This window comes from Frondihabitans sp. VKM Ac-2883 (assembly GCF_015350875.1).
Lineage (GTDB): Bacteria > Actinomycetota > Actinomycetes > Actinomycetales > Microbacteriaceae > Frondihabitans.
The window spans coordinates 276,982-303,272 of sequence record NZ_JADKSF010000004.1 but is presented as its reverse complement, the minus strand read 5'-3'; the positions used below and the strand labels follow the sequence as shown (position 1 = coordinate 303,272).

Annotated in this window: 22 protein-coding genes; 13 read left to right on the top strand and 9 right to left on the bottom strand. The window is 67.8% G+C overall.

Going from position 1 to position 26,291, the window contains the following annotated elements; genetic code table 11:
* The first annotated feature begins 44 nt into the window (after nt 1-44).
* The 7 genes from ITJ49_RS09875 (at nt 45) to ITJ49_RS09845 (ending at nt 7,619) form a co-directional block, all read left to right on the top strand.
* Nucleotides 45-968 carry a sulfurtransferase gene (locus ITJ49_RS09875; protein ID WP_194604617.1) on the top strand — a complete coding sequence of 308 codons (924 nt, stop codon included), beginning with the start codon at nt 45-47 and terminating at the stop codon, nt 966-968.
* Entirely contained in the window at nt 965-1,432 is a 468-nt protein-coding gene (locus ITJ49_RS09870) for a SufE family protein (RefSeq protein ID WP_194604615.1), read from the top strand. Before ITJ49_RS09875 ends, ITJ49_RS09870 begins: the two co-directional genes overlap by 4 nt.
* On the top strand, nt 1,429-2,175 hold the full coding sequence (locus ITJ49_RS09865) for a dihydrofolate reductase family protein (RefSeq protein ID WP_194604612.1): 747 nt from the start codon (nt 1,429-1,431) through the stop codon (nt 2,173-2,175). The genes ITJ49_RS09870 and ITJ49_RS09865 overlap by 4 nt, the downstream gene beginning before the upstream one ends.
* A gap of 131 nt (nt 2,176-2,306) precedes the next feature.
* Nucleotides 2,307-2,921, top strand: coding sequence for a DUF3000 domain-containing protein (locus tag ITJ49_RS09860; RefSeq protein ID WP_370544448.1), 615 nt, complete (start codon nt 2,307-2,309; stop codon nt 2,919-2,921).
* A complete protein-coding gene (locus ITJ49_RS09855) occupies nt 2,911-4,185 on the top strand; it encodes an HRDC domain-containing protein (protein ID WP_370544447.1) in 1,275 nt (424 codons plus the stop codon). Before ITJ49_RS09860 ends, ITJ49_RS09855 begins: the two co-directional genes overlap by 11 nt.
* Before the next feature lie 90 nt (nt 4,186-4,275).
* Nucleotides 4,276-5,481, top strand: coding sequence for a thiolase family protein (locus ITJ49_RS09850; protein WP_194604606.1), 1,206 nt, complete (start codon nt 4,276-4,278; stop codon nt 5,479-5,481).
* The gene (locus ITJ49_RS09845; protein WP_194604603.1) at nt 5,478-7,619 is read left to right on the top strand and encodes a 3-hydroxyacyl-CoA dehydrogenase NAD-binding domain-containing protein; all 2,142 of its coding nucleotides are present in this window, start codon (nt 5,478-5,480) and stop codon (nt 7,617-7,619) included. Before ITJ49_RS09850 ends, ITJ49_RS09845 begins: the two co-directional genes overlap by 4 nt.
* Before the next feature lie 83 nt (nt 7,620-7,702).
* On the opposite strand, the gene dxs is transcribed toward ITJ49_RS09845, so the two are convergent.
* From dxs to dut, 5 genes are all read right to left on the bottom strand, one after another.
* Nucleotides 7,703-9,673, bottom strand: a complete 1,971-nt coding sequence (gene dxs, locus ITJ49_RS09840; RefSeq protein WP_194604600.1) for a 1-deoxy-D-xylulose-5-phosphate synthase — start codon at nt 9,671-9,673, stop codon at nt 7,703-7,705.
* Between the two features lie 128 nt (nt 9,674-9,801).
* Nucleotides 9,802-12,624 (bottom strand): aconitate hydratase, encoded by a 2,823-nt coding sequence (locus ITJ49_RS09835; protein ID WP_194604598.1) that lies wholly within the window; start codon nt 12,622-12,624, stop codon nt 9,802-9,804.
* A 160-nt stretch (nt 12,625-12,784) separates the two neighbouring features.
* Nucleotides 12,785-13,558, bottom strand: coding sequence for a DUF3159 domain-containing protein (locus ITJ49_RS09830; protein WP_370544446.1), 774 nt, complete (start codon nt 13,556-13,558; stop codon nt 12,785-12,787).
* Nucleotides 13,559-13,562: 4 nt separating this feature from the next.
* Nucleotides 13,563-14,168, bottom strand: a complete 606-nt coding sequence (locus tag ITJ49_RS09825) for a DUF3710 domain-containing protein (protein ID WP_055961857.1) — start codon at nt 14,166-14,168, stop codon at nt 13,563-13,565.
* A 137-nt stretch (nt 14,169-14,305) separates the two neighbouring features.
* Nucleotides 14,306-14,806 carry a dUTP diphosphatase gene (gene dut, locus ITJ49_RS09820; protein ID WP_194604890.1) on the bottom strand — a complete coding sequence of 167 codons (501 nt, stop codon included), beginning with the start codon at nt 14,804-14,806 and terminating at the stop codon, nt 14,306-14,308.
* Between the two features lie 71 nt (nt 14,807-14,877).
* On the opposite strand from dut, the gene ITJ49_RS09815 reads away from it, so the two are divergent.
* Nucleotides 14,878-15,333 carry a DUF3093 domain-containing protein gene (locus ITJ49_RS09815; RefSeq protein ID WP_194604595.1) on the top strand — a complete coding sequence of 152 codons (456 nt, stop codon included), beginning with the start codon at nt 14,878-14,880 and terminating at the stop codon, nt 15,331-15,333.
* Here the strand turns inward: ITJ49_RS09815 and ITJ49_RS09810 are convergent.
* Nucleotides 15,308-15,601 (bottom strand): DUF4193 domain-containing protein, encoded by a 294-nt coding sequence (locus ITJ49_RS09810; RefSeq protein ID WP_055961860.1) that lies wholly within the window; start codon nt 15,599-15,601, stop codon nt 15,308-15,310. The genes ITJ49_RS09815 and ITJ49_RS09810 overlap by 26 nt on opposite strands.
* Nucleotides 15,602-15,829: 228 nt before the next feature.
* Between ITJ49_RS09810 and sepH the strand changes: the two genes are divergently transcribed.
* Together sepH and ITJ49_RS09800 are read left to right on the top strand one after the other, a co-directional pair.
* Complete coding sequence (gene sepH / locus ITJ49_RS09805; protein WP_194604592.1) at nt 15,830-17,032, top strand: septation protein SepH; 1,203 nt, start codon at nt 15,830-15,832, stop codon at nt 17,030-17,032.
* A gap of 89 nt (nt 17,033-17,121) precedes the next feature.
* Entirely contained in the window at nt 17,122-17,727 is a 606-nt protein-coding gene (locus ITJ49_RS09800) for an HD domain-containing protein (RefSeq protein ID WP_194604589.1), read from the top strand.
* A 47-nt stretch (nt 17,728-17,774) separates the two neighbouring features.
* On the opposite strand, the gene ITJ49_RS09795 is transcribed toward ITJ49_RS09800, so the two are convergent.
* A complete protein-coding gene (locus ITJ49_RS09795; RefSeq protein ID WP_194604585.1) occupies nt 17,775-18,188 on the bottom strand; it encodes a MarR family winged helix-turn-helix transcriptional regulator in 414 nt (137 codons plus the stop codon).
* An 80-nt stretch (nt 18,189-18,268) separates the two neighbouring features.
* On the opposite strand from ITJ49_RS09795, the gene ITJ49_RS18200 reads away from it, so the two are divergent.
* The gene (locus ITJ49_RS18200; RefSeq protein ID WP_194604583.1) at nt 18,269-19,222 is read left to right on the top strand and encodes a zinc-binding alcohol dehydrogenase family protein; all 954 of its coding nucleotides are present in this window, start codon (nt 18,269-18,271) and stop codon (nt 19,220-19,222) included.
* Between the two features lie 96 nt (nt 19,223-19,318).
* Here ITJ49_RS18200 and ITJ49_RS09785 read toward each other — a convergent pair whose 3' ends face one another.
* Nucleotides 19,319-20,491, bottom strand: coding sequence for an alkaline phosphatase family protein (locus tag ITJ49_RS09785; protein WP_194604580.1), 1,173 nt, complete (start codon nt 20,489-20,491; stop codon nt 19,319-19,321).
* Between the two features lie 65 nt (nt 20,492-20,556).
* Here ITJ49_RS09785 and ITJ49_RS09780 point away from each other — a divergent pair, with 65 nt between their 5' ends.
* The gene (locus ITJ49_RS09780) at nt 20,557-23,040 is read left to right on the top strand and encodes a DNA topoisomerase (ATP-hydrolyzing) subunit A (RefSeq protein WP_194604577.1); all 2,484 of its coding nucleotides are present in this window, start codon (nt 20,557-20,559) and stop codon (nt 23,038-23,040) included.
* A gap of 622 nt (nt 23,041-23,662) precedes the next feature.
* On the opposite strand, the gene ITJ49_RS09775 is transcribed toward ITJ49_RS09780, so the two are convergent.
* Nucleotides 23,663-25,774 carry a DNA topoisomerase IV subunit B gene (locus tag ITJ49_RS09775; RefSeq protein WP_194604573.1) on the bottom strand — a complete coding sequence of 704 codons (2,112 nt, stop codon included), beginning with the start codon at nt 25,772-25,774 and terminating at the stop codon, nt 23,663-23,665.
* A gap of 256 nt (nt 25,775-26,030) precedes the next feature.
* Here ITJ49_RS09775 and ITJ49_RS09770 point away from each other — a divergent pair, with 256 nt between their 5' ends.
* The gene (locus tag ITJ49_RS09770; protein WP_055958115.1) at nt 26,031-26,258 is read left to right on the top strand and encodes a hypothetical protein; all 228 of its coding nucleotides are present in this window, start codon (nt 26,031-26,033) and stop codon (nt 26,256-26,258) included.
* Nucleotides 26,259-26,291: the final 33 nt, after the last annotated feature.

Genomic DNA, 26,291 nt, shown 5'->3' with positions numbered 1-26,291 from the left:
GCCGTAACCGTACGTGTCGCCTCCGGGCGACGTCTGGAGGAACCATGCCTGTCGATCGCGATCCGTCCGCTCAGTTCAGCGACTACGCCCACCCCGAGCGCCTCGTCTCGACCGAGTGGCTCGCCGAGAAGCTCGCCGGCGACCCTGCCGCACGGGCCGGCCTCGTCGTCGTCGAGTCCGACGAAGACGTCCTGCTCTACGAGACCGGCCACATTCCCGGCTCGGTCAAGGTCGACTGGCACACCGATCTCAACGACCCCGTGCAGCGCGACTACATCTCGGGTGAGAAGTTCGCCGAGCTGATGAGCGAGCGCGGCATCTCGCGCGACTCGACCGTCGTCATCTACGGCGACAAGAACAACTGGTGGGCCGCCTACGCCCTCTGGGTCTTCACGCTTTTCGGCCACGAAGACGTGCGCCTGCTCGACGGCGGTCGCGCGAAGTGGGAGGCCGAGGACCGCGAGTACACCCTCGACCAGCCCGCGATCACCCCGGTCGAGTACCCCGTCCCCGAGCGAGACGACACCGGCATCCGCGCCTACAAAGAAGACGTGCTCGCCCACTTCGGCAGCCCACTGATCGACGTCCGCTCCCCCGAGGAGTACAACGGCTCGCGCACGACCGCGCCCGCTTACCCCGAGGAGGGCGCCCTGCGCGCCGGTCACATCCCGAGCGCGCAGAACGTGCCGTGGGGAAAGGCTGCGGCCGACGACGGCACCTTCAAGTCCCTCGCCGAACTCGACGCGATCTACCGCGACGGCGCCGGGCTGAAAGACGACGACGAGGTGGTTGCCTACTGCCGCATCGGCGAGCGTTCCAGCCACACCTGGTTCGTGCTGCACCACCTGATGGGCTTCGAGAACGTCCGCAACTACGACGGCTCGTGGACGGAATGGGGCTCCGCCGTGCGCGTGCCGATCGTCACGGGTGCCGAGCCCGGTGAGGCTCCGGCGGCCACCACCCGATGAGCACGGTTCCGACGAGCAACGGCGAAGGATCCAGCCCGGCCCTCCCCGAGGCCCTGGCCGAGATCCAGCGCGACTTCCTCGACCTCTCCGTGAAAGACCGGCTGCAGCTCCTCCTCGAGTTCTCGAACGAGCTGCCGGGGCTGCCGGAACGCTATGCGGATCACCCCGATCTGCTCGAGCAGGTCGTGGAGTGCCAATCGCCGGTCTTCATCTTCGTCGAGATGACGGACGGCCTCGTGCACCTGTATGCGACCGCACCGCGCGAGTCGCCGACGACTCGTGGCTTCGCGTCGATCATCGCGCAGGGCCTCGAGGGGCTGACGGTCGACGAAGCTCTCGGCGTGCCCGACGACTATCCGCAGACCATCGGTCTCGTGGAGGCCGTGAGCCCGTTGCGGATTCGGGGCATGACTGCGCTGCTCGGGCGGGCCAAGCGGCAGATTCGCGAGAAGACCACCGCGTGATCCTGCGCCTTCTGCACCGGTCGAGAGAAGCCGGCCCCGATGTCGCCACGCGTCTCGAGGTCGGCGCCGACGACACGCACGAGGTGCTGAAGGGCTGGTACGCGCCGCCGACGACGCCGTGGCTCCGCCTCAACCTGATCGCCGCCGTGTCGGGTGACGCGGCGGGCACCGACGGCACCTCCGACACTCTCAGCAACCCGGCCGACCGGGCCATTCTGCGGGCTATCCGCGATGTCGCCGACGCCGTCATCGTCGGGGCGAAGAGTGTTCGCGCCGAGGGGTATCGGGTGCCGTCCACCGCGAAGCTGGTCGTCGTGACGAGTTCAGGCGACCTCAGCGGCCACCGCATCGACGCGGAGCGCGCCGATCGGGTGGTCGTCATCTGCCCGTCGTCGGCCGTGGCGCGCGTCACGGAGTCGCTCGGCGATTCGCTCTGCGGGCTCGCGACGATCCTGGTCGCCGCTGACACTGACGGCCGGCTGGCCCCGGCCGCCATCGTCGAACGCCTGCACGCCGAAGGTCTCCGCTCGCTGGTCTGCGAGGGAGGTCCGTCGCTCGCCGGGCAGTTCTTGCACGATCGTCTCGTCGACGAGCTGTGCCTCTCGACTTCGCCGATCGTCATCGGCTCGGGCCTGCCCGTCTTCGGCACCGAGCGGTTCGATGCGTCAGCTCTCACTCTCGATCAGCTGCTCATCGACGATCAGTCGTCGCTCTACGCGCGCTGGAAGGTCCAGGCCGCCTGAGCCACAGCGACTCGACCGACCAGGCTGGGCCGCGAGAATGCCCGGTCGTGCGCTGGCCCGCCATGAGCGACCAAGGTCACCTACGGCGTGCCTCGGAGCCACGGTTCTGCCGGGAGCCTAATCTTCATCTCGTGTCCGATACTCCCTCACGTCCTCAGGAACCGGCTATCACCGGCCCCCGGGCCTTCGTCGAGGCCGTGGAGGCCATTCGCGCCATCGACGCGCGTGACGACCTCGTCGTGACGGAGATCCCTGCGCCGAATGGGCTGGCCCCGTCGGCCTTCGCCCTTGCCGCCGACGTCGTCGGCGTCGGCGAGAACGCCGACCCCGAGCTGGGCACCGGACGCTTCATCGTCCTCTACGACCCGGAAGAGCCCGAGCCCTGGGGAGGACCTTGGCGCATAGTCAGCTTCGCCCAAGCTCCGCTCGAGACCGAGATCGGCCTGGATCCGTTCATCGCCGACGTCGCCTGGAGCTGGCTGATCGAGTCGCTCGGTGCCAACGGCGCCGCCTACTCGTCGGCCTCGGGCACGGCGACGAAGATCCTGTCGAGCGGCTACGGCGAGCTCTCGTCTCAGAGCGACGGGGCGCTGTTGGAGCTCCGCGCCTCCTGGTCGCCGAGCGATGCGGACCTCGCCCCGCACGTGCGGGCCTGGGCCGAGCTCATCTGCACCCTCGCCGGTCTCCCGCCGACGGCGGAGGGCGTCACGCTGCTGGCCTCTCGAAGGGTCGGGCGTGACAAGTAGGATCGAAGAAGAAACCCCGCCCCAGGAGGCTCCCGTCGACCACGTTCCCGCCGCCGACGACGACCACGCGTTCGTCGACGTCATCACGACCCGCGAGGCCTACCTCGACGCCATCGACGCCATCGCGAAGGGTCACGGCCCTGTCTCCGTCGATGCCGAGCGCGCCTCCGGCTACCGCTATTCCCAGCGCGCGTATCTGATCCAGGTCTTCCGCCGCGGTGCCGGGGTGTTCCTCTTCGACCCGCCGGCACTTGGATCCTTGCGTGAACTCAACGACGCCATTATAGACGAGGAGTGGATCTTCCACGCCGCGTCGCAAGACCTCGCCTGCCTCCGCGAGGTCGACCTCGACCCGGTGCGCATCTTCGACACCGAGCTGGGTGCCCGTCTGGCAGGCCTTCCCCGAGTCGGGCTCGGCGCCGTCGTCGAAGAGCTCCTCGGCATCCACCTGGCCAAGGAGCACTCGGCCGCCGACTGGTCGACGAGGCCGCTCCCCCAGAGCTGGCTCGTCTACGCCGCCCTCGACGTCGAGTTGCTCGTCGACCTCCGCGACGCGATGTACGACGTGCTCGTCGAGCAGGAGAAGGTCGAGATTGCCGAGGAGGAGTTCCAGGCGACCCTGCGACGCGAGGCCAAACCTCCCCGCCAGGAGCCGTGGCGTCGCACGACGGGTCTCTCCACCCTGCGTGGGCAGCGTGCTCTCGGCCTCGTTCGCGAGCTGTGGGAGGCGCGGGATGACTACGCGCAAGAGGTCGACACCGCTGCTGGGCGCCTCCTTCCCGACTCGTCGATCATCGCGGCCGTTCGCGAGAACCCCGCCACGAAGCGTGACCTCGGCGCTCTGAAGTCGTTCGTCGGTCGAGCGAGCCGTACCGAGCTGGGTCGCTGGTGGGCCGCTCTCGAACGAGGCCGCGCGTCGACCGATCTTCCCTCGCTCCGCGGGCCGTCGACCGACCAGCTCCCCCCGCCCCGCTCATGGGCCGACCGCAATCCCGAGGGCGACGCCCGCTACAAAGCCGCTCGGCCGCGCCTTCAGCACATGTCCGAGGCGATGTCGATCCCGGTCGAGAACCTCCTCACTCCCGACCACCTGCGACGCGTCGCCTGGGAGGCGCCCGAGGTTCTCGACCTGGCCCACATCGGCGACGGTCTGCGCGAGGCCGGTGCGCGCGAGTGGCAGATCGCGGCCACGGCCCCCGCCATCCTGCAGGCCTTTGTCGAGGCTCACCAATCGCTCGCGCAGGGCTCCGAATCGGCTTCGTAGATAAGCGCAGTCGATTACTGGCCCACAGGTGCCGCTTCTAGGATCGACCCGTTGGCGTCTGCAACAGGCGCAGTCGATTCAGGAGGCAATGTGGCCATCAGAACAGAAGTCGTCTTCGTCGACGGGGTTCGCACCCCGTTCGGGCGAGCCGGTGAAAAGGGAATGTACTGGCAGACCCGGGCCGATGATCTCGTCGTCAAGGCCATGCGGGGGCTGCTCGACCGCAACCCGGGGCTCGACCCGGCCGACATCGACGACGTCGCCATAGCCGCGACGACGCAGACGGGCGATCAGGGGCTCACTCTCGGCCGCACGACGGCCCTGCTGGCGGGACTGCCCCGATCCGTGCCGGGGTTCGCGATCGACCGCATGTGCGCCGGAGCGATGACGAGCGTCACCTCCGTCGCGGGTGCCGTCGCCTTCGGCGCCTACGACTTCGCGCTGGCTGGCGGCGTCGAGCACATGGGCCGCCACCCGATGGGATTCGATGCCGACCCGAACCCCCGCTTCGTGGCAGAGAAGCTCGTGAGCGGCGAGGCCCTCAACATGGGCAACACCGCCGAGCGCATTCACGATCGGTTCCCGTCGCTGACCAAGGAGCGCTCCGACCACTTCGCGTTCCGGTCTCAGCAGAAGCTCGCTCAGGCTTACAGTGACGGTCACATCCAACCCGACCTCGTTTCGGTGGCCGTCCGCTCCGGAGCGGGATGGGGGCTCGCCGACCGCGACGAGGCTCCTCGACCCGAGACGACTCTCGAGGGTCTTGCGACGCTCCGCACGCCCTTCCGTCCTCACGGCCGCGTCACTGCCGGCAACTCGTCCGGCCTTAACGACGGTGCCACGGTCTCGCTGATCGCGTCAGAAGACGCAGCCAAGCGTGCCGGCCTGGCGTCCAAGATGCGGCTCGTGAGTTTCGCCTTTGCCGGAGTCGAACCCGAGATCATGGGAATCGGTCCCGTTCCCTCGACCGAGAAGGCTCTTCACAAGGCCGGCCTCACGATCGACGACATCGGCCTTTTCGAACTCAACGAGGCGTTCGCGGTGCAGGTGCTGTCGCTCCTCGATCACTTCGGCATCGACGACGACGATCCGCGGGTGAACCCGTGGGGCGGCGCCATCGCGGTCGGCCACCCGCTGGCCTCCTCGGGGGTCCGCCTGATGATCCAGCTCGCCCGCCAGTTCGAGCTGCACCCCGAGGTCCGCTACGGGCTGACGGCCATGTGCGTCGGCCTCGGTCAAGGCGGAAGCGTGATCTGGGAGAACCCGCACTTCGACGGAAAGAAGAAGATCAAGTGACCGACACCTCGCTCCTTCTCGAACTCTCGCGCGACGAGGTCGTCACGCACTCGTACGTGCGCGATGTGGCTCTGCCCTCCGGCGGCATCCTGGCCCTGGTCACTCTCGACAACGATCGCGACCACCGGCGCCCCTCGACGCTCGGGCCGGTCACTCTCGTCGAGTTCTCCGAGACGCTCGATGGCCTCCGGGCCCGTGCGGCTTCCGGAGAGATCCGGGGGATCGCCGTCACCGGCAAGCCCTACTTTCTCGCCGCCGGCGCCGACCTGTCGAAGGTCGGCCAGATTCCCTCGCGCGAGGCGGGCCGGCAGATGGCCCGGCTCGGCCACGACGCTCTCGGCAAGCTTCATGATGCAGGGGTGCCCACGTTCGTGTTCATCAACGGGCTCGCCCTCGGCGGTGGTCTCGAGATCGCCCTTAACGCCGACTACCGGTCGGTCGACTCGGCAGCACCGGCACTCGCGTTTCCCGAGGTGTTCCTCGGCATCATCCCGGGCTGGGGCGGCGCCTGGCTCCTGCCTAACCTGATCGGCATTGAGAACGCTCTCAAGGTGATCGTCGAGAACCCTCTCAAGAACAACCGCACGCTGAAACCCGCGCAGGCTCTCGAACTCGGAATAGCCGACGTGATGTTCGGCTCGGCAACCTTCCTCGAAGACAGCATCCGCTGGGCCGACGGTGTCGTCAGCGGGGCGGTCAAAGTGGCCAGACCCCACGTGCCGGGCAAGATCGAGCGCGCCGTCAAGTGGGACGCGGCTATAGCGATCGCTCGCAAGACGCTTCAGAAGAGGATCGGCACGGTCGCGAAGGCTCCGTACGCCGCTCTCGACCTTCTTGCCGGGGCGAAGAAGGCCACCCGCGACGAGGGCTTCGCCGCCGAAGACGAAGCGCTGGCCGATCTCATCTCGGGTGACCAGTTCCGCGCCTCGATCTACGCCTTCGACCTGGTGCAGAAGCGCGCCAAGCACCCGGCCGGCGCGCCCTCCCCCGACCTGGCCCGGAAGATCACTAAGGTCGGAATCGTCGGCGCCGGGCTCATGGCCTCACAGTTCGCCCTGCTCTTCGTGCGCAAGCTCAAGGTTCCCGTCGTCATCACCGACATCGACGAGGCCCGTGTCTCGCGAGGTGTCGACGACATCCGATCGTCCATCGACGAGCTGCAGGCGAAGGGCCGCGTCTCGCCCGACGAGTCGAACCGCCTCAAGGCCCTGATCTCGGGAACAACCGATATTGCCGACTTCGCCGACTGCGACTGGGTGATCGAGGCGGTCTTCGAAGAGCTGGGTGTTAAACAAGACGTCTTCTCGCGCGTGGAGAAGGTGGTGTCGGAGTCGTGCGTGCTCGCGACCAACACGTCGTCGCTCTCGGTGTCGGCAATCGGGTCGGTGCTCACTGAACCGGCACGCCTGGTGGGTTTCCACTTCTTCAACCCGGTGGCCGTGATGCCGCTGGTCGAGGTCGTGAACACCCCCTCGACCGACGACGAGACGCTCGCGACGGCGATGGCCGTCGCGAAGACGCTGGGCAAGAACGCCGTCATCACGGCCGACGCACCGGGGTTCGTCGTCAACCGCGTGCTTGCGAAGCTGCTCGGCGAGGCGATGCACGCTGTCGAGACCGGTACACCCTTCGAGGTCGTCGATCGTGCAACTGCGCCGTTCGGACTACCGATGACGCCGTTCGAGCTCCTTGAACTCGTCGGGCTGACGGTCGGCGCGCACGTGCTCGACACGCACCACGCCGCTTTCCCCGATCGCTTCTTCGAGAGCGAGGCTCTGCACCGCCTCGCTGACTTCGGTCACATCTTCGAGCGTGACTCGAAGGGCAACCGCAAAGGCTTCGACCCCAAGGCCGTCAAGCTGGTCGGCGGATCCAGGTCGGGCGAGAAGGGCCAAGCGCTGACCGAAGAGGAGCTCCGCATCCGCATCGAAGACGGCCTGGCCGACGAGATCGGTCGCATGCTCGACGACGGTGTTGTCGCGGCCCCCGAAGACGTCGACCTCTGCTTGATCCTCGGCGCTGGATGGCCATTCCAGATGGGCGGCGCGACCCCCTACCTCGACCGGGTCGGTGCGTCCGAGCGCGTTCGAGGCCGTGCGTTCCACGACCCGCTCATCCGCGGGGTCGGTGCGGCCTAGGCACCCGGAGCCTCCAGTCGAAAGTGCCCGAGTCGTCGCCGATCATCAGATCGGACGGCGATTCGGGCACTTTCGCGTGCGGGCTATTCGGCGTCGGCCGAACTGCGCTGGGCCGACGTGACCGAAGCCGGCGAGTCAGTCGACGGCGACGCCCCCTCGGGCCGAGCGACGGGCAGCTTCGACCCCAAGACCATGGCCGTGACGTCGCGCGCGACGGCCTGGGCAGTGAGGCCGGCCGCCTCGAAGATCTGGGCGCGCGAGGCGTGGTCGATGAACTCGTCGGGCAGACCGAGCTCCGTCACCGCGGTGTCGACGTCGGCGGCGCGCAGATCTTGACGCACGCGCGTGCCTATTCCGCCGACCCTCACGCCGTCTTCGAGAGTGACGACGAGGCGGTGCTGGGCGGCGAGGTCGACGACGCTGCGAGGCACGGGAACCACCCAGCGGGGGTCGACGACCGTGGCGCCAATGCCCTGCGAGGCGAGTCGAGCTGCCACGTCGAGCCCCAGCCGGGCCATCGGGCCGACGGCCATGATGAGAACGTCGGGTCGGTCGCCACGAGCGAGGACGTCGACGCCGTCGTCAAGACGTTCGACGGCGTCGATGTCGTCGCCCGCCTCGCCCTTGGGGAACCGGATCACGGTGGGAGCGTCGGTCACGGCGACCGCTTCGCGGAGCTCTTCGCGAAGGCGGGTGCCGTCGCGGGGCGCGGCGATGCGGATGCCGGGGACGACCTGCAGGATGGCGAGGTCCCAGATGCCGTGGTGGCTGGGCCCATCGGGGCCGGTGACCCCTGACCGGTCGAGCACGAACGTGACTCCGGCCTTGTGCAGGCCGACGTCCATGAGCACCTGGTCAAAGGCCCGGTTGACGAAGGTCGCGTAGAGCGCGACGACCGGGTGCATTCCGCCGAAGGCCAGCCCCGCGGCCGAGGCGACCGCGTGCTGTTCGGCGATCCCGACGTCGAGCACCCGCTTCGGGTACTTCTCGGCGAAGCGATGGAGGCCGACCGGGCGCAGCATAGCCGCGGTGATGCCGACCACTGTGCGGTCGCGATCGGCGATCGAGACGATCTCGTCGGCGAAGATGCTCGTCCAGCCCGGAGCGCTCGACGTCTCGAGGGCCTCGCCGGTCTCGGGGTCGATGTGGCCGACGGCGTGGAACTGGTCGGCGACGTCTTTGAGCGCGGGCTCGAAGCCCCGGCCCTTCTGCGTGATGGCGTGCACGATGGCCGGAGCGCCGTAGTTCTTCGCCTGCTGCAGCGCCTCCTCCATGGCCTTCTGATCGTGACCGTCGATCGGGCCGATGTACTTGATGTCGAGGTTCGAATAGAGGGCGTCGTTGTTGGTGAAGCGGCTGAGGAAGCCGTGGAGGCCGCCCCGGACGCCCCGGTAGAACGCGCGCGCCGGGGATCCTAAATGATCGAAAGCCGCTCTCGAGGAGACGTGCATGTCTCGGTAGGCCTGAGCGGTACGCACGGAGTTTAAGAACCGGGCCATGCCACCGATGGTCGGCGCATACGACCGGCCGTTGTCATTCACAACGATGATCAGGCGGCGGGTGTTGTCGTCGCTGATGTTGTTGAGGGCCTCCCACGTCATGCCCCCGGTGAGGGCGCCGTCGCCGACGACCGCGACCACATGGCGGTCGCCGTGGCCGGTCAGGGTGAACGCGCGCGAGATGCCGTCGGCCCAGGAGAGCGACGACGAGGCGTGCGACGATTCGACGATGTCGTGCACCGACTCGCTGCGCTGCGGATAGCCGGCCAGGCCGCCCTTGAGGCGCAGGTCAGAGAAGTCTTGACGCCCCGTGACGAGCTTGTGCACGTACGACTGGTGGCCCGTGTCGAAGACGAAGGCGTCTTTCGGCGAATCGAAGACCCGGTGCATCGCGAGCGTGAGCTCGACCACGCCGAGGTTCGGGCCGAGGTGGCCTCCGGTCTTCGACACCTCTGTCACCAGGAACCGTCGGATTTCGGCGGCCAGCACGAGCATCTGCTCGTCACTCAGCCCATCGAGGTCGCGGGGCTCGTGGATCGTCTCGAGGAGGCTCATGTGTCTCGCTTTCCGGGGGCACGGGTATAACCCCACCTGAAGTTTAGGCTTCGTCGCCTGGCAACGGACGAACGCCCCACCCTCCCAGAATGGGGAGTGGCGGGGCGTCCGTCGGGAGGACTACTGAGCTACACCAGCGAGCGGAGCACGTACTGGAGAATGCCACCGTTGCGGTAGTAGTCGGCCTCGCCCGGGGTGTCGATGCGAACGACGGCGTCGAACTCGACCGTGGCCTTGCCCTCAGCGGAATGCGCCGTGGGCTTCGCGACAACGTGCACCGTCTTCGGGGTCGTGCCCTCGTTGAGGGCGGTGAGGCCGGAGATGCTGATCGACTCGCTGCCGTCGAGCCCGAGAGACTCCCACGTCTCGCCAGCCGGGAACTGCAGCGGTACGACGCCCATGCCGATGAGGTTCGAGCGGTGGATGCGCTCGAAGCTCTCGGTGATGACGGCCTTGACGCCGAGGAGCGATGTGCCCTTGGCGGCCCAGTCGCGCGACGAGCCAGAGCCGTACTCTTTGCCGGCGAGCACGACGAGGGGGGTGCCCTCGGCGCGGTAGTTCTCGCTGGCGTCGTAGATGAACGACTGCGGGGCGTCGGGCTTCGTGAAGTCACGCGTGTAACCGCCCTCGACGCCGTCGAGAAGCTGGTTGCGCAGGCGGATGTTCGCGAACGTGCCGCGGATCATCACCTCGTGGTTGCCGCGGCGCGAACCGTAGCTGTTGAAGTCTTTGCGCTCGACGCCGTGGTCGGCGAGGTATCGGCCGGCCGGGCTGTCGACCTTGATGGTCGATGCGGGGCTGATGTGGTCGGTCGTGACCGAGTCGCCGAGTTTCGCCAGCACGCGGGCATCGGTGATGTCGACGACGGGGGTCGTCTCGATCGTGAGGCCATCGAAATACGGGGGCTTGCGAACGTAGGTCGACTCGCTGTCCCATTCGAACGTCGCGCCCTCGGGTGTCGGGAGCGAGCGCCAGCGGTCATCACCGTCGAAGACGGCACCGTACTCGCGGGTGAACATGTCGGTGTCGATCGACTCGTCGATCGTCTTCTGCACCTCGGCGGCCTCGGGCCAGATGTCTTTGAGGAAGACCTCGGTGCCGTCGGACCCCGTGCCGAGCGCGTCGTTCTCGAAGTCGAAGTTCATCGAGCCCGCGAGAGCGTAGGCGATGACGAGGGGCGGCGACGCCAGGTAGTTCATCTTGACATCGGGGTTGATGCGTCCTTCGAAGTTGCGGTTGCCCGAGAGCACCGCCGTGACAGCGAGGTCGTTGTCTTGCACCGCGGTCGAGATTTCATCGAGGAGCGGCCCTGAGTTGCCGATGCAAGTGGTGCAGCCGTAGCCGACCGTGTAGAAGCCGAGGTCTTCGAGGTAGCTGGTCAGACCGGCCTTCTCGTAGTAGTCGGTGACGACCTTGGAGCCGGGAGCCAGGGTGGTTTTGACCCACGGCTTGGCCTTGAGGCCCTTCTTGCTGGCGTTGCGAGCGAGCAGCCCGGCCGCGAGCATCACCGAGGGGTTCGAGGTGTTGGTGCAGCTCGTGATGGCCGCGATGGCCACGGCGCCGTGGTCGAGCGTGAACTCGGATCCGTCGGCCAGGGTGACCGGCGAGGGCTTCGAGGCGTGCGACGGCGTGGCGGACGAGGCGTGCGTGTGACTGTGCTCGTGCGCGGTGTCTTCGTCCTGGGGCGTGAGCCCGACGGGGTCGGACGCCGGGAACGTCGCCTCGACGGCCTCGTCGACGCCCGAGTGCTCTTCGGCGTCGGCGTAGTTGCCGAGGTCGATCTCGAATTGGCTCTTGGCGACGGACAGCTCGATGCGGTCTTGGGGGCGCTTCGGGCCGGCGATCGACGGCACGACGGTCGCGAGGTCGAGCTCGAGGTACTCCGAGTAGCTGGGCTCGACCGAGGGGTCGTGCCAGAGGGTCTGCTCCTTGGCGTAGGCCTCGACGAGGGCGACCTGCTCGTCGCTGCGCCCGGTGAGGCGCAGGTAGTCGAGGGTGACGTCGTCAATGGGGAACATCGCGGCGGTCGAGCCGAACTCGGGGCTCATGTTGCCGATCGTGGCGCGGTTCGCGAGGGGCACTGCTCCGACGCCTTCGCCGTAGAACTCGACGAACTTGCCGACGACGCCGTGCTTGCGGAGCATCTGCGTGATGGTGAGCACCACGTCGGTCGCCGTGACGCCGGTCGGGATCGCGCCCGAGAGCTTGAAGCCGACCACCTTGGGGATCAGCATCGACACGGGCTGGCCGAGCATCGCGGCCTCGGCTTCGATGCCGCCGACGCCCCAGCCGAGCACACCGAGGCCGTTGACCATCGTGGTGTGCGAGTCGGTGCCGACGAGCGTGTCGGGGTACGCGCGAAGCACGCCGTCGACGGTGCGGGTGAACGTCACCTGCGCCAGGTACTCGATGTTGACCTGGTGCACGATGCCTGTTCCCGGCGGAACGACCTTGAAGTCTTCGAACGCGGTCTGGCCCCAGCGCAAGAACTGGTAACGCTCTCCGTTGCGCTCGTACTCGAGCTCGACATTGCGCTCGAGAGCGTTCTCGCTGCCGAACAGGTCGGCGATGACGGAATGGTCGATGACCAGCTCGGCCGGCGACAACGGGTTGATCTTGGTGGGGTCGCCGCCGAGATCCGCCATCGCCTCGCGCATCGTGGCGAGGTCGACGATGCAGGGCACGCCCGTGAAGTCCTGCATCACGACTCGAGCCGGGGTGAACTGAATCTCGGTGTCGGGGTCGGCCGACGGCACCCACGACCCGAGGGCCTTGATCTGCGCCTCGGTCACGTTCGCGCCATCTTCGGTGCGAAGGAGATTCTCGAGCAGGACCTTGAGGCTGAAGGGCAACTTGTCGAAGCCGGGTACCGCGTCGATGCGGTAGACCTCGTACGTTTTCTCACCGACGGTGAGGGTGCTCTTCGAGCCGAAACTGTTTACGTCTGACACGTGCCGTCTCCCTTGCGCTGACTCGCCCCATCTTCGCCGTGGAGCGAGGAGCTCCACCAGCAAGGCCAGCCTAAGTCCGTGCGTGTGGGGCGGACCGGCCGGAGGCTCAGAATCGAACCCAACGATTTATCTTGATGTCAAGACAAATCTAGCACTCGAATCAGGATCCGGGCGCAGCGCCATCGGCAGCCACGTCAGCGGCCGACCGGGCCGAATACACCGTCCGCACCAGCAGCCACGTCACCCAGAGCATCGCGGCGTAGAACGGCACGCCGAGCAGGAGCTTGAGGGCACCGAGCAGCGCGACGTCGCCGGCGAGGAAGAGCGGCACCTCGACGGCAAGGCGGATGCCGAACAGGAGCACCCACAGCCACGTTGTCAGCGTCAGCACGCGGCGCTTGGCCCGGTCGGCACGCCAGGCCGAGCCCTCGTTAGTGAGGAGCCCTACGACGATTCCGATCAGCGGCCAGCGGGCGGCGAGCGAGACCAGCAGCACCAGCGCCGACACGGAGTTGATCACGATGCCGGGAATGAAGTTGTCGATCGTGCGCCCCGAGATCAGGGCGAGGAGGGCGGAGAGCAGGATCCCGAGGAGCCCCGCGATCGCCTGAGGCACCGGGCCTCGCTGCACGGCCCTGACCACGACGAACACGACGCCGAGGGCGACGGGCGCCAACACCGAAGGCAGGAGTTCGTGCGTGATCGTGTAGATGACCAGGAATCCGAGGCCGGGGAGGATCGACTCGACTAGGCCGCGGACTCCCCCGATGGCCGTCAGCAGAGCATGGCCGGTCGGCACCTCACCCGGCGCGACCTTGCCGATGCCCGCCCGCTGCGCTGCGGCACGGAGCTGCTCGCTCAGCGTCGCCGCAGGAGCCTCGTCGGCACCCGTGCCGTTCGGCTCCGGCTGCACGCCGTGCGAGTCGCTCGTCACCGGATCAGACCGTCGTCGTGCCGGGGTCGCCCGGGGTCGACTTCGGCATGTGCAGCGGGATGAGGTCGCGGGGCGGCATCGGCTCGGTGCCACGGACGACGACGACGCTGCGGAAGAGCTCTTCGATCTTCTCGGCGGCCTCCGGGTCGACTGTCGCGTCTCCGGCGATCACGCCGCGGAGGAACCAGCGCGGGCCGTCGACGCCGACGAAGCGTGCAAGTCGGGTGGTCTGCCCGGGAACGGCGCCTTCGGAGCCGGCCGCGATCGGGATCTCGGCACGGATCTCCGGCCCGAACGGACCGTCGACCTCGGCCGTCGTGCCACCCTGCTTGCGAATCTGGTCGGCGATCTGCTCGCGGATCTCGTGCCACAGTCCCGTCGACCGCGGAGCCGCGAACGGCTGGACCTGCAGGGTCGACTTGGCGAAGTCGAGCCCGACGGCTACGACGCGCTTGGAACCCTCCTCGACCTCGAGGCGGAGGTGGAGCCCCTCGCGGGGAACGATCTTGACGCCGCCGAGGTCGACGTACGGGCGCACCGGGTTGGCTTCGCTCTCGTCGAGCGGGCCCTCCTCGGCGCGGTCGTCTGGGGCGGACTTGTCTTCGAGGATGAGGTCGGTCTCGGCTTCTTCGGCGTCGACGAGGTCGACTACCTCGTCACCCTCCGTGACCTCGGTCGTCTCGAGCTCGACGGCGTCGACCGACGCCGTCTCTCCGAGTGCTGCTGCCTCGCGGCGGCTCTTTCTGCTCACTTGGTGCCTTCCGTAGTCGTGTCGGTGGTGCTGCCGGTCGTGCCGGCGTCATTTGCCACACCGTAGGCCGTTGCGGCGACACTGAACCCGCCCGTACCCGTCGAACCGAATCCGCCTTCTCCGCGGACGCTCTCGGGGAGGGTGTCGACCGGGACGAACGTGGCTCGGACGACCGGCATGACGATGAGCTGTGCGATCCGGTCTCCGATGGCGATGTCGAACGGGGTGCGGGCGTCGGTGTTGAGGAGGGTCACCTTGATCTCGCCGCGGTAGCCCGCGTCGACAGTGCCGGGCGAGTTGACGACTGTGATGCCGTGCTTCGCCGCCAGACCCGAGCGGGGTACGACGAAGGCCACGTGCCCGTCGGGGAGGGCGATCGAGACGCCGGTCGAGATGAGCGCCCGCTCTCCGGGGAGGAGTGTGAGGGCCTCTCGACTGGTGAGATCGGCCCCGGCGTCGCCCGGGTGGGCGTAGAACGGGGCTTCGACCTCGCCCAGAGGGGCAAAGGGAACGTCGAGGCTCTGAGTCACGTGTCGAGGGTAGTGCAGAAGTCTGGTCGAATAGTCTCATGACCTCGTACCGCGAACGCCTCTCCCCGCCCCTGCAAGTCTTCGTGGCACTCCTGCTCGTGGTGCCGGCGTCGGTGCTGGTCTTCCTGCCCATCAACGTGCCCGTCGGCTGGGGTGTCGGAATCGCCCTCTTCGTCGGATTCGGGCTGGCGCTCTGGTTCGGCTCCCCCGTGCTGACGGTCGCCGAGGAGGGCTTCCGGGCCGGCCGGGCCATTCTCTATCCCGGTGAAATAGGAGCGGCCGCCGCCTTCTCGGGTGAGGAGGCGACGGCCGAACGCGGTGTGCGTCTCGATGCTCGTGCGTGGACCTTGTTTCGCGGCTGGGTCAAGCCGGTGATCAAGATCGGGCTGACCGACCCCAACGACCCGGCTCCTTACTGGCTCGTCTCGACGAGACATCCGGAGCGGTTGTCGCTGGCGATCGATGCGATCAGGCCGCGCACTCCAGGCAGATAGGCCCGAGTTTGGTCTCGTGGTCGAGCTGCGAGCGGTGCTTCACCAGGAAGCACTCGACGCAGGTGAATTCGTCGGCTTGAGGGGGCAAGACGACGACCTCGAGGTCGAGGTCGCTGAGATCTTGCCCGGCGAGTTCGAAGCTCCCGGGGTTGTCGGCGTCGTCGACGTCGACCACACCCGACATCTTGTCGGGAACCCGCTCTTTCAGCGCCTCGATCGACTCAGAATCGTCGTCGTTCTTTCGAGGTGCGTCGTAGTCGGTGGCCATGCCCATCCAGTTCTGTACTCATATTCGCCCGAAGATCAGGGTCTGATACCCAAATCGGCGGGCACAGTTTGCACCAATCGATCATCAATAGCAAACCAGCCCGCGCGGCCGTCTTTGTCGTCTCACGCCGCAGCAAATGAACTTGCGGCGCGCCCGCGTTATTCCCCGGAATTCCGGGAGTTCCGTGGCATCCTCACTGGTGAATCGCGACGGCGGAAGGCGTGAGGCATGCAGGAGTTAAAGGTCATCGGAGTGGAGAGCGGCGCGCTGCTCGTCGCCACCGACGCCGGGAGCGAATTCCGGTTGCCCGTAACACTGTCCCTGCAGTCGCAACTGCGGCAGGCCGGGCCCGACCAGGCGCCCGTCGTGCAGAAGGTCTCGCCCCGTGAGATCCAGTCGAGCATTCGCGCCGGCCGTACCGCCCAGCAGGTCGCCGACGAGACGGGTGCCGACGTCGTCTACGTGCGTCGTTTCGAAGGCCCTGTGCTCGATGAGCGCAATTTCGTGCTCGAATCGGCCCGGTCCGTGCCGGTGAGCGTCGCCGGTGGCGTGGATGCCCTTGGCGAGTCCTCCCGGTTCGGCGAGGTCATCGATTCGCGCCTCGACGAGTCGAGTGCCACTGACCGCGAATGGACGGCGTTCAAAGACGCCTCCGTCGGCTGGATCATCCGTGTCACTTACACGACCAGCGAGGTGGAGCGCGACGCCGCCTGGCGTTTCGAGCCCAAGAAGCAGTCTCTCGCCCCGCACGCCGGAGACGCCCACACTCTTTCCCGTCAAGATGCCGACCACTCGAGTCTCGTGCCCCGCCTCCGCGCGGTAGCAGCCCAGGCCGAGCCGCAGACCCGGGGTTCGGGTGACACCGACGCCGTGGCCGGCTCCGACGAGCACACCGGAGACACGGGGCGGTTCGACAGCGGCGCCTTCGAGCCTCTGCCAGATGGGCCCGAGATGGTCGTGCCGGATCCTTCAGTCGGTTCTGCCTCTGCGCGCGCCCGTGATGGCTGGAGCGCCGCGTCGGTGGCTGCGATGAACCGCGCCCCCGAGAGCGAGTCGTCTCACAATCAGACCGCCGACCTGCTCGAGGCCCTGCGTCGACGCCGAGGCGAGCGTGAAGCCGCGCGCTTCGACGACGACTCCCCGTCTCGCGCCGCTCATCCGTCGACCGGCTCGATCCGGGTCGTGGACGTTCCGCTCGACGAGTTCGACGACGGTACCGAGTCCGAGACGTCGAGTGAGCCCGTGCGCCCTGCCGTCCTCCGCCCGAAGGTCGTGCCCGATGGGCGACGAGGATCCGAGGCGCCGGCCTCGTCTCCGGCGCCTGAGCCTCGACAGAAGTCGATCCAGGCGCGCGGCCGCAAGGGTCGCGCGTCGATGCCGAGTTGGGACGAGATCGTCTTCGGTGCCCGCTCGGACGACGACCCGGCCTGAGTTTCTCCGGGTCGTCCTTTGGCAGGATGCCGACGCTGAGTGGCGTACCTGCCAGTCGTGGTCGGCTTCGTGTCTCCCTACGGTGAGGCATGACCGATCTCCTCATGCCGCCCACGCCGATCGCAGCGGCTTCCCTCGATGTCGCCCGCCGCTGGCTCTCCCCCGAACTCGTGAACCACTCCGTACGTTCGTGGGCCTGGGCCTCCCTGCTGGCCCGCGCCGAGGGGCGCACCTTCGACGACGAGCTTCTTTTCGTCGCGGCCATGCTGCACGATGCCGGTGTCGCGTCGCACTTCGATGCGCACGAGGTCGCATTCGAGGAGGCCGGAGGTGCCGTCGCAGCAGTCTTCGGGGCGGGAGCCGGCTGGTCGCCTGCGCGCTCGGAGCGGGTGCGCGAGATCATCGAGCGGCACATGTGGCGTTCCGTCGACCCGGCGCTCGACGTGGAGGGCTACCTGCTCGAACTGGCGACCACACTCGACGTGCGGGGAGACGGTGCGTCGCGGTGGCAGGAGTCCGACCTCCGCTCGATCACGGCCCGGGTGCCTCGCCTCGACTTCGGTCGAGCCTTCGAGGCGTCGATCGCGGCGCAGGCGGCGCGCAAGCCCGAAACGGCTGCTGGGCGGCTGCACGCGAGCCGTGGTGTCGCGGCGGGGGCGGTGTTCTGGGACGCGTTCGCGGCGACGGGTTCGTGATCGCCGATGGGGGCCGGCGACGTGTCGTAGCCGTGGTCTTCTAGGCGTTACGGGCCGCCCACCCGCCCTATCGCTTGGACAATCCGCACGAGCGCCTCGCGGTCCTCGACTGTGGCGGCTGCCAGCAGCTCCCCCACGCCGCGATCCACTGCGGCTTCCAACTCAGCGCCCAGCGCACGTCCGGAGTCGGTGAGTCGGACCGTCACCACCCGCGCGTCGTGCTCGGCGGTGCCGCGGACCACGAGCCCGCGCTTCTCGGCTCGGTCGATCAGGCCCGAGACCGATGAGCGATCGAGCCGAAGGTGGTCGGCCAGTTCGGCCATGCTCGGGATCCGATCGCGAAGGATCCCAAGGACCCTCAGCTGCGTTACCGACAGCTGCTGTGTGGAGGCGACGCCGGTGAGTGCCTCGTGGACGGCGAACGTGAAAACCGCGGCAGCGTCGATGAGTGAATCGGCCATGACCGAGATGTTACTTGACTTAGTTGGTAACACCACGCATATGATTGGTGGCACCAACTACTTCTCATAAAGGAGACACCGTGCACGTGGCACTCGTCACCGATTTCGACCACACCCCCCGATACGCCGATGTCGATGAGCCCCGGGCGGTCGGGCCCCACGAGGAAGTCGTCGACGTTCTCGCCGCCGCACTCCACCCGCGAGTCCGCTCGCAGGCCGACGGTTCGCACTACACGTCGACCGACGCGCTCCCCCTCGTGCCCGGTGTCGACGGCGTCGGGCGCCGAGCCGACGGCTCGCTCGTCTACTTCGTCGTCGGCGACACCCAGCTCGGAACCCTCGCCGAGAAGACGATCGTCGACCTGCGCCGATCGGTGCCACTCCCCGCCGACGCCGATCCCCTCCTACTCGCGGCTGCGATGAACCCCGCGATGTCGTCCTGGGTCGCACTGACCAAGCGCGTCTCGTTTCGGCCGGGGCAGTCGGTGCTCGTGCTAGGTGCCACCGGGGCCGCTGGCCAGCTCGCGATACAGGTGGCCAGGCGCCTTGGTGCCGGCGACGTGGTGGCGGCCGGTCGCGATCGTGCCAAGCTGGCTCGCGCCGGATCCTTGGGGGCTACAGCCACTATCGACCTCTTTGCGTCGCCCGACGAGATCGCCGCCGACCTGGCCGCGAAGGCCGCCGACGTGGACGTCGTACTCGACTATCTCTGGGGCGAACCGGCGCAGAACGCAGTAATGCCGATGCTGCTCGCCCGCGCCGATCGCAGTCGCGCCCTCGACTGGATTCAGATCGGGTCGAGCGCCGGCGCCGAGATTGCTCTTCCGTCGGCGGCTCTGCGACAGGCGAATCTCCGCCTTCTCGGCAGCGGCCAGGGCTCGGTGAGCACCGCCGGGATTGTGTCGGTGCTGCCCGATCTCGTAGCCGAGGTGATGCGCGGCGGCCTGACGGTCGAGGTCGACGAGCGTCCCCTCGCCGACGTCGAGGCGGTGTGGTCGGTGGCGGGGGCGGCGCGCGTGGTGTTCGTGCCGTGACGGCCGCCACTGCCTCCTGAGTTGGTGACAGCGCACCTCAATTCAGGAGGCAGGCGCTGCGCCGTGCCGCTCACCGCCCTACCGAACCGTGCCGACTTACGCGAACGCCCCGAATCGCGCCAAGGGCACCTGCGTCTCTTCAGCCGACCACGACCCGTGCTGTCCGACCATCCCTCGGCCGCGCACATCGGCGTCGGCGTAATAGGCGACGCCCTTTCTGGCGGCGACGAGTAAATCGCCGATCCGGGGCCTCACCGACGCATCAACCGGGCCGAACCACCCGGCCTCGATCGCCTCGTCGCGCGTGACAACCCATGAGCGGGCGTCTTCCGACTCGTGCCAGGCGGCAACAAGCCTCGAGCGAGCGGCGTCGTCGAAGCCTGGCTCGAAATGCAGCTGAAGGCAACGCGGCTCTCCCGCGAAGTGCCGCACGCCCTCGACCAGTTCGGGGCGGTGGCCGTACAGAACGTGCTTCGCCGGATTGATGTCGACCATGCCGTGGTCGGCCGTGACCACGACTGCCTGATCGCGCTTGAGGCCCGACACGAGGGTGCGTAGCTGCGAGTCGACGAGCTCGAGGGCCGCCGACCACTGTGGCGACTCCCACCCGTACTTGTGACCGGCGACATCGAGCTCGGGAACATAGAGGTACGACAGCGAGGGCGCCGCCTCGCGGAGCACCGCGCCCGCCGCCTCGAACCGTGCTTCGACCGATTCGGCCGAGCGGTATTCCGCGCCGCGCAGGATCGCCTTCGTGAGACCGGAGTGGGCGTAGCGGGAGGGGCCGATCGCGAACGCGCGGATGTTCTGCCCGGGCGAGCCGTCGGATCCTGCGCTCGTCTCTGTGCCGTTCTCTGCGGTCACCCGCTCGAAGACGGTCGGCACGCGCTGCCAGGTCGCCGGATCCATTCGCGAATCCCAGCCCGACAGCTGCTTGACCACACGATCGTGCTCGGGGTCGAGCACGCTGTAGCCGACCAGGCCGTGCTCGCCGGGCAGCACACCGGTGGTGATCGTGGCGATCGACGAGGCGGTGGTCGTCGGAAAACCAGAGAAGAGAGGTGTCGCGGCCGCTGCCAGGGTTCGCGCATAGCCGGCGCGCTGTTTCAGAGCCGAGGATCCGAGCCCGTCCACGATCAGCACGATCACCTGGCGCGCCGACGCGAACCCCAACCTGTTCTCCACACCCCGAAGGGCCGCTACGCAGCTGGGGAGAACGTCGGCCAGGCTCCAGGCCGAGGGGTCTCTCGCCGGTACCATGGTGCTCATCGGCCCCAGTCTGGCACAGCGCTCGGCCGCCGGTTTCGCCCCCGATCCCCCTGCAGTGAGAGTTCATGACGACGACCGACAGCACCGGCTCCTCCCCCACGGGCGAGCGCATCGAAGAGATCGATGTCTCGAGTGAGATGCAGGGGTCGTTCCTCGAGTACGCATACTCGGTCATCTACTCCCGCGCCCTGCCCGACGCCCGCGACGGGCTCAAGCCGGTGCAGCGCCGCATCCTTTACATGATGAGCGAGATGGGCCTCCGCCCCGAGCGCGGTCACGTCAAGAGCGCTCGCGTCACCGGCGAGGTCATGGGCAAGCTCCACCCGCACGGCGACTCGGCGATCTACGACGCCCTCGTGCGACTCGCCCAAGACTTCACGATGCGCCTGCCGACCATCGACGGGCACGGCAACTTCGGTTCGCTCGACGACCCGCCCGCCGCCGCCCGCTACACCGAGGTTCGACTGGCGCCCGCCGCGATGGCGATGAACGAGGGGCTCGGCGAAGACGTCGTCGACTTCGTTCCCAACTACGACAACCAGCTGATGCAGCCCGAGGTGCTGCCTGCTGCATTCCCGAACCTTCTCGTGAACGGCGGCTCGGGTATCGCGGTGGGCATGGCCACCAACATGGCGCCGCACAACCTCGTCGAAGTGATCGGAGCCGCCCGGCACCTCATCGAGCACCCCGAGGCGACCCTCGACGACCTGATGGCCTTCGTGCCCGGGCCCGACCTGCCGACCGGAGGCACCATCGCCGGGCTGGCCGGAGTCCGCGACGCGTATGCGACCGGGCGCGGCAGCTTCAAAGTCCGCGCCAAGGTCTCGATCGAAAACCTCACGGCCCGCAAGAAGGGGCTCGTCTTCACCGAGCTGCCCTACATGATCGGCCCCGAGAAGATCATCGAGAAGGTCAAAGACGGCGTCAACGCGAAGAAGCTCACGGGCATCTCCGACATCAACGACTTCAGCGACCGCCACCATGGCATGCGCTTGATCATCGACATCAAGACCGGGTTCAGCCCCGAGGCCGTGCTCGAGCAGCTCTACCGCCACACACCGCTCGAAGACGGCTTCAGCATCAACAACGTCGCGCTCGTCGAGGGGCAGCCCCGCACGCTCGGTCTGAAAGAGCTCCTCGAGGTCTACGTCGCGCATCGACTCGAGGTCGTCACCCGCCGGAGCCGCTACCGCCTGCAGAAGCGCGAAGACCGCCTCCACCTCGTCGAGGGCCTGCTCATCGCGATCCTCGACATCGACGAGGTCATCCAGGTCATCCGCACGAGCGACGACTCCGAGGCCGCGAAGACGCGGCTTCGCGAGGTCTTCGATCTCTCCGACCTTCAGGCCGAGTACATCCTTGAGCTCCGGCTGCGTCGCCTCACGAAGTTCAGCCGGCTGGAGCTCGAGGCGGAGCGCGACGAGTTGATGGCCGCGATCGCGTCCCTTCGTGAGCTGCTGTCCGATCCCGCCAAGCTGCGGGCGCTGGTGTCGAGCGAACTGGCCGACATCGCCGACGAATACGGCACCCCGCGCCGGACACTCCTCACGGAGGCAGCCCCGTCGGTCGCCTCGACTCGCAAGAACGCCCCCGTCGTCGAGGTCGCCGATGTCCCGACGCGCGTCTATCTGTCGACGACCGGTCGTCTTCTCCGAGTCGACCTTCAGGATCCCGCGGCAGCCGACACCGAGTCCGGCGCCGGGCCCGTGCCCCCGTCGCGCCGCACCAAGCACGACGCGATCCGCTCCAGCGTCACCACGACGACCCGGGCCGAGATCGGCGCGGTCACCTCGACCGGTCGTCTCATTCGCTTCTCGCCCGTCGACCTGCCGGCCGCTCCCCCGACGTCGGTGCAGCTCGGCGCGGGTGTGCCGGTCAAAGACTATCTGGGCCTCTCGTCGGCGAGCTCTCCCGCGTCCGAGAAGGTGCTCGCCCTCGTCTCGCTCGACTCCGCCGACCCGGTCGCTCTTGGCACGGCTCAGGGCGTCGTGAAGCGAGTCACGCCGGGCACCTGGCCGTCGAAGCCGGAGTTCCCCGTGATTGCGCTCAAGCCCGGCGACGCCGTGGTGGGCGTGGCGCAGGGCCCCGACTCCGACGAGCTCGTCTTCGTCACCACCTCAACGCAGCTGCTGCGCTACCCGGCTGCCCTCGTTCGCCCCCAGGGCACGGCCGGTGGCGGTGTCGCCGGTATCTCGCTGGCGGCCCGGGCAACCGTGCTGTTCTTCGGCGCCGTCCCTGCCACGGCATCCGCCGTCGTCGCGACCATCTCGACCTCAGCTGCCACCATCGCCGGCGCCGACCCGGGCCGGGCCAAGATCAGCGACTTCGCCGACTACCCCGCGAAGGGTCGCGCCACGGGTGGCGTTCGGGCCCATGCTCTGCTCAAGGGTGAAGACGGGCTGTCGGTGGCGTGGGTCGGCGTGGAGCCCGCCCTTGCGGTGGCCGCCGACGGCGGCGTCCGTAAGCTGCCCGAGACGCTCGTGCGGCGCGATGCCTCGGGCACACCGCTCGACACAGTCGTCGGATCGATCGGCGGCGCGGTCTCCTAGCTTCGGCTTCGCTGCAGTTTGGCGTGCGGCCGAGGTCGGCGCCGAGTGAAGTGACGCGGTTCGGCCTTTGCGACGTGGCGCGCCGCGTCGGGTTGGCCGATCCGCGTCGGTTTGGTGTACGGCGGGGTTGGTTCCGGGCGAGGTGACGTGAATCGGCCAATGTCACACCGCCGCGGCGCGCGAGGTTGGCCCTTCCGCGTCGGTTTGGTGTGCGGCGAGGTCGGCGCCGGGCGAGGTGACGTGAATCGGCCAATGTCATACCGCCGCGGCGCGCGAGGTTGGCCGTTCCGCGTCGGTTTGGTGTGCGGCGAGGTCGGCGCCGGGCGAGGTGACGCGGTTCGGCCTTTGCGACGTGGCGCGCCGCGTCGGATTGGCCGATCCGCGTCGGTTAGCCGTGCGGCGGGGTTGGTGCCGGGCGAGGTGACGTGAATTGGCCAATGTCACACCGCCGCGGCGCGCGAGGTTGGCCGATTCGCGTCGCTTAGCCAAGCGGCGGAGGTCGGCGCCGAGTGAAGTGACGCGGTTCGGCCTTTGCGACGGGGCGCGCCGCGTCGGGTTGGCCGATCCGCGTCGGTTAGCAAGCAGCAGCAGCAGCAGCAGCAGCCGCCACCGCACCAACGCCCTACGTGTCGATCCGCTCCCGCGCCAGCCCGGCACCCTCGATGATGAACTCCTTGCGGGGCGCGACGTCGTTGCCCATCAGCAGCTCGAAGACCCGCCCGGCGTTCTCGGCGTCTTCGACCTTGACGCGGCGGAGCATGCGGCCGGCGCGGTCCATCGTGGTGGTGGCAAGCTGCTCGGCATCCATCTCACCGAGGCCCTTGTAGCGCTGGATGGGATCCTGGTACTTCTTGTTCGTTCGCTTCAAGCCGGCGAGAACGCCCTGCAGCTCTTGCTCGGAGTACGTGTAGATCGTCTCGTTCGGCTTCGACCCGGGGTTGATGACGACGACGCGGTGCAACGGGGGCACGGCGGCGAAGACTCGGCCGGCCTCGATCATCGGGCGCATGTAGCGGAAGAAGAGGGTGAGCAGCAGGGTGCGGATGTGGGCGCCGTCGACGTCGGCATCGCTCATGATGATGACCTTGCCGTAACGCGCCTGGTCGAGGTCGAACGAGCGACCGGAGCCGGCACCGATCACCTGGATGATCGACGCGCACTCGAGGTTCGACAGCATGTCGCTCACGGAGGCCTTCTGCACGTTGAGGATCTTGCCTCGGATCGGAAGGAGGGCCTGGTATTCGCTGTTGCGGGCAGCACGGGCCGTTCCGAGCGCTGAGTCGCCCTCGACGATGAAGAGCTCGCTGGTGCCGACGTCGTTCGAGCGGCAGTCGACCAGTTTGGCCGGCAGCGACGACGATTCGAGCGCGTTCTTGCGGCGCTGGGTCTCTTTGTGGGCGCGCGCGGCGATGCGTGACTTCATCTCGACGACGATCTTGTCGAGCACGGCCGCCGTCTGCGTTTTGTCGTCGCGTTTGGTCGAGGCGAACAGGTCGGCCATCGCCTTGGTGACGACGTTCGACACGATGGCGCGCACGGCCGGGGTGCCGAGCACTTCTTTCGTCTGGCCCTCGAACTGCGGTTCGGGCAGCCGGACGGTCAGCACAGCGGTGAGCCCCGCCATGATGTCGTCTTTCTCGAGCTTGTCGGTGCCGACCTTGAGGCGACGGGCGTTGGCGTCGACCTGCTGCTTGAGGAACTTCAGCAACCCCGCGTCGAATCCGGCCTGGTGTGAGCCTCCCTTGGGCGTCGCGATGATGTTGACGAAGCTGCGGGTGACGGTTTCGTAGCCGTCGCCCCAGCGAAGGGCGATGTCGACCTCGCACTCGCGCCCGACCTCGGTCGACACCATGTGGCCCTTGTCGTCGAGCACCGGCACCGTCTCGGTGTACTTGCCGGTGCCCTGCAGCCGCCAGGTGTCGGTGATCGCTTTGTCGGTGGCGAGGAAGTCGGCGAACTCCGAGATGCCGCCCTCGTACGAGAACAGCTGCTCGACAGGCTCGCCGTCTTCGGTGGCGGCCGTCGTGATCGGGCGTTCGTCGCGAATGCGAATCGCGAGACCCGGCACCAGGAACGCCGTCTGCTGGGCCCGGCTGACGAGGTCTTCGAGACGGAACGCCGCGCCCTTGGTGAAGATCTGACGGTCGGCCCAGTAGCGCACCCGCGTGCCGGTCGCCCCCTTGGCGGCCTTACCGGCCACCCGGAGCACGCTCCCCTTCTCGAATGGCGCGAAGGGGGCGTCGGGAGCGGGCGCGCTCGTACCGTCGTCGAAGGTGCCGGGCTCGCCCCTATGGAACGACATCGCGTGCGTCTTGCCGCCACGGTCGACCTCGACGTCGAGCCGCTCCGAAAGCGCGTTGACGACGGACGCACCGACCCCGTGCAGACCACCGGACGCAGCGTAGGATCCGCCTCCGAACTTGCCGCCGGCATGAAGCTTCGTGAAGACGACCTCGACGCCCGTCAACCCGGTTTTCGGCTCGATGTCGACGGGGATGCCTCGCGCCGTGTCGCGGACTTCGACGCTGTCGTCGGCATGGAGGATCACATCGATCGACGAGCCGTGCCCACCGAGCGCCTCGTCGACGGCGTTGTCGATGATCTCCCAGAGGCAGTGCATGAGGCCGCGCGAGTCGGTGGAGCCGATGTACATGCCCGGCCGCTTGCGAACGGCGTCGAGGCCCTCGAGCACTGAGAGGTGACGGGCGGAATAATCGGATGCAGCGGCGGCCACGGGACTCCTTCTGGCGACAACGGCACGCGGCCCGAAAAGAAAAGACCCGGACACGCACCGATTCAAGAATACGGGGCTCAGTCTTCTCTCCCCCTCCGACACCCCCTCCGCCGCGGTCTGGGAGTCGCCCCCGGATTGGGGAGAAGAGATTCGCTTCGCGGCGAGCGAAATCGGGCCAAATGTCGCACAAACGAAACGTTCGCGTGTTTTGATGGCATCTACCTACCCACGCACCACCGTTCTGGAGGAGCATCACATGTCTCAGATGGCCACCGACCACAACGCCGTCGATGAGCTCGGCCCCCAGTACCAGCTGTCCGGCGCCGACCGTTGCGACAGCTGCGGAGCCCAGGCGTACATTCGCGCGACGATGGCGACGGGTGAGCTTCTGTTCTGTGCTCACCACGGCGCCAAGTTCAAAGAGAAGCTGCAGCCCAACGCGCTGGAGTGGCTCGACGAAACCGCCAAGCTCACCGCCCACTAGTCTTCGCTTCACCAAGAAGGCCCGCACCCCTCT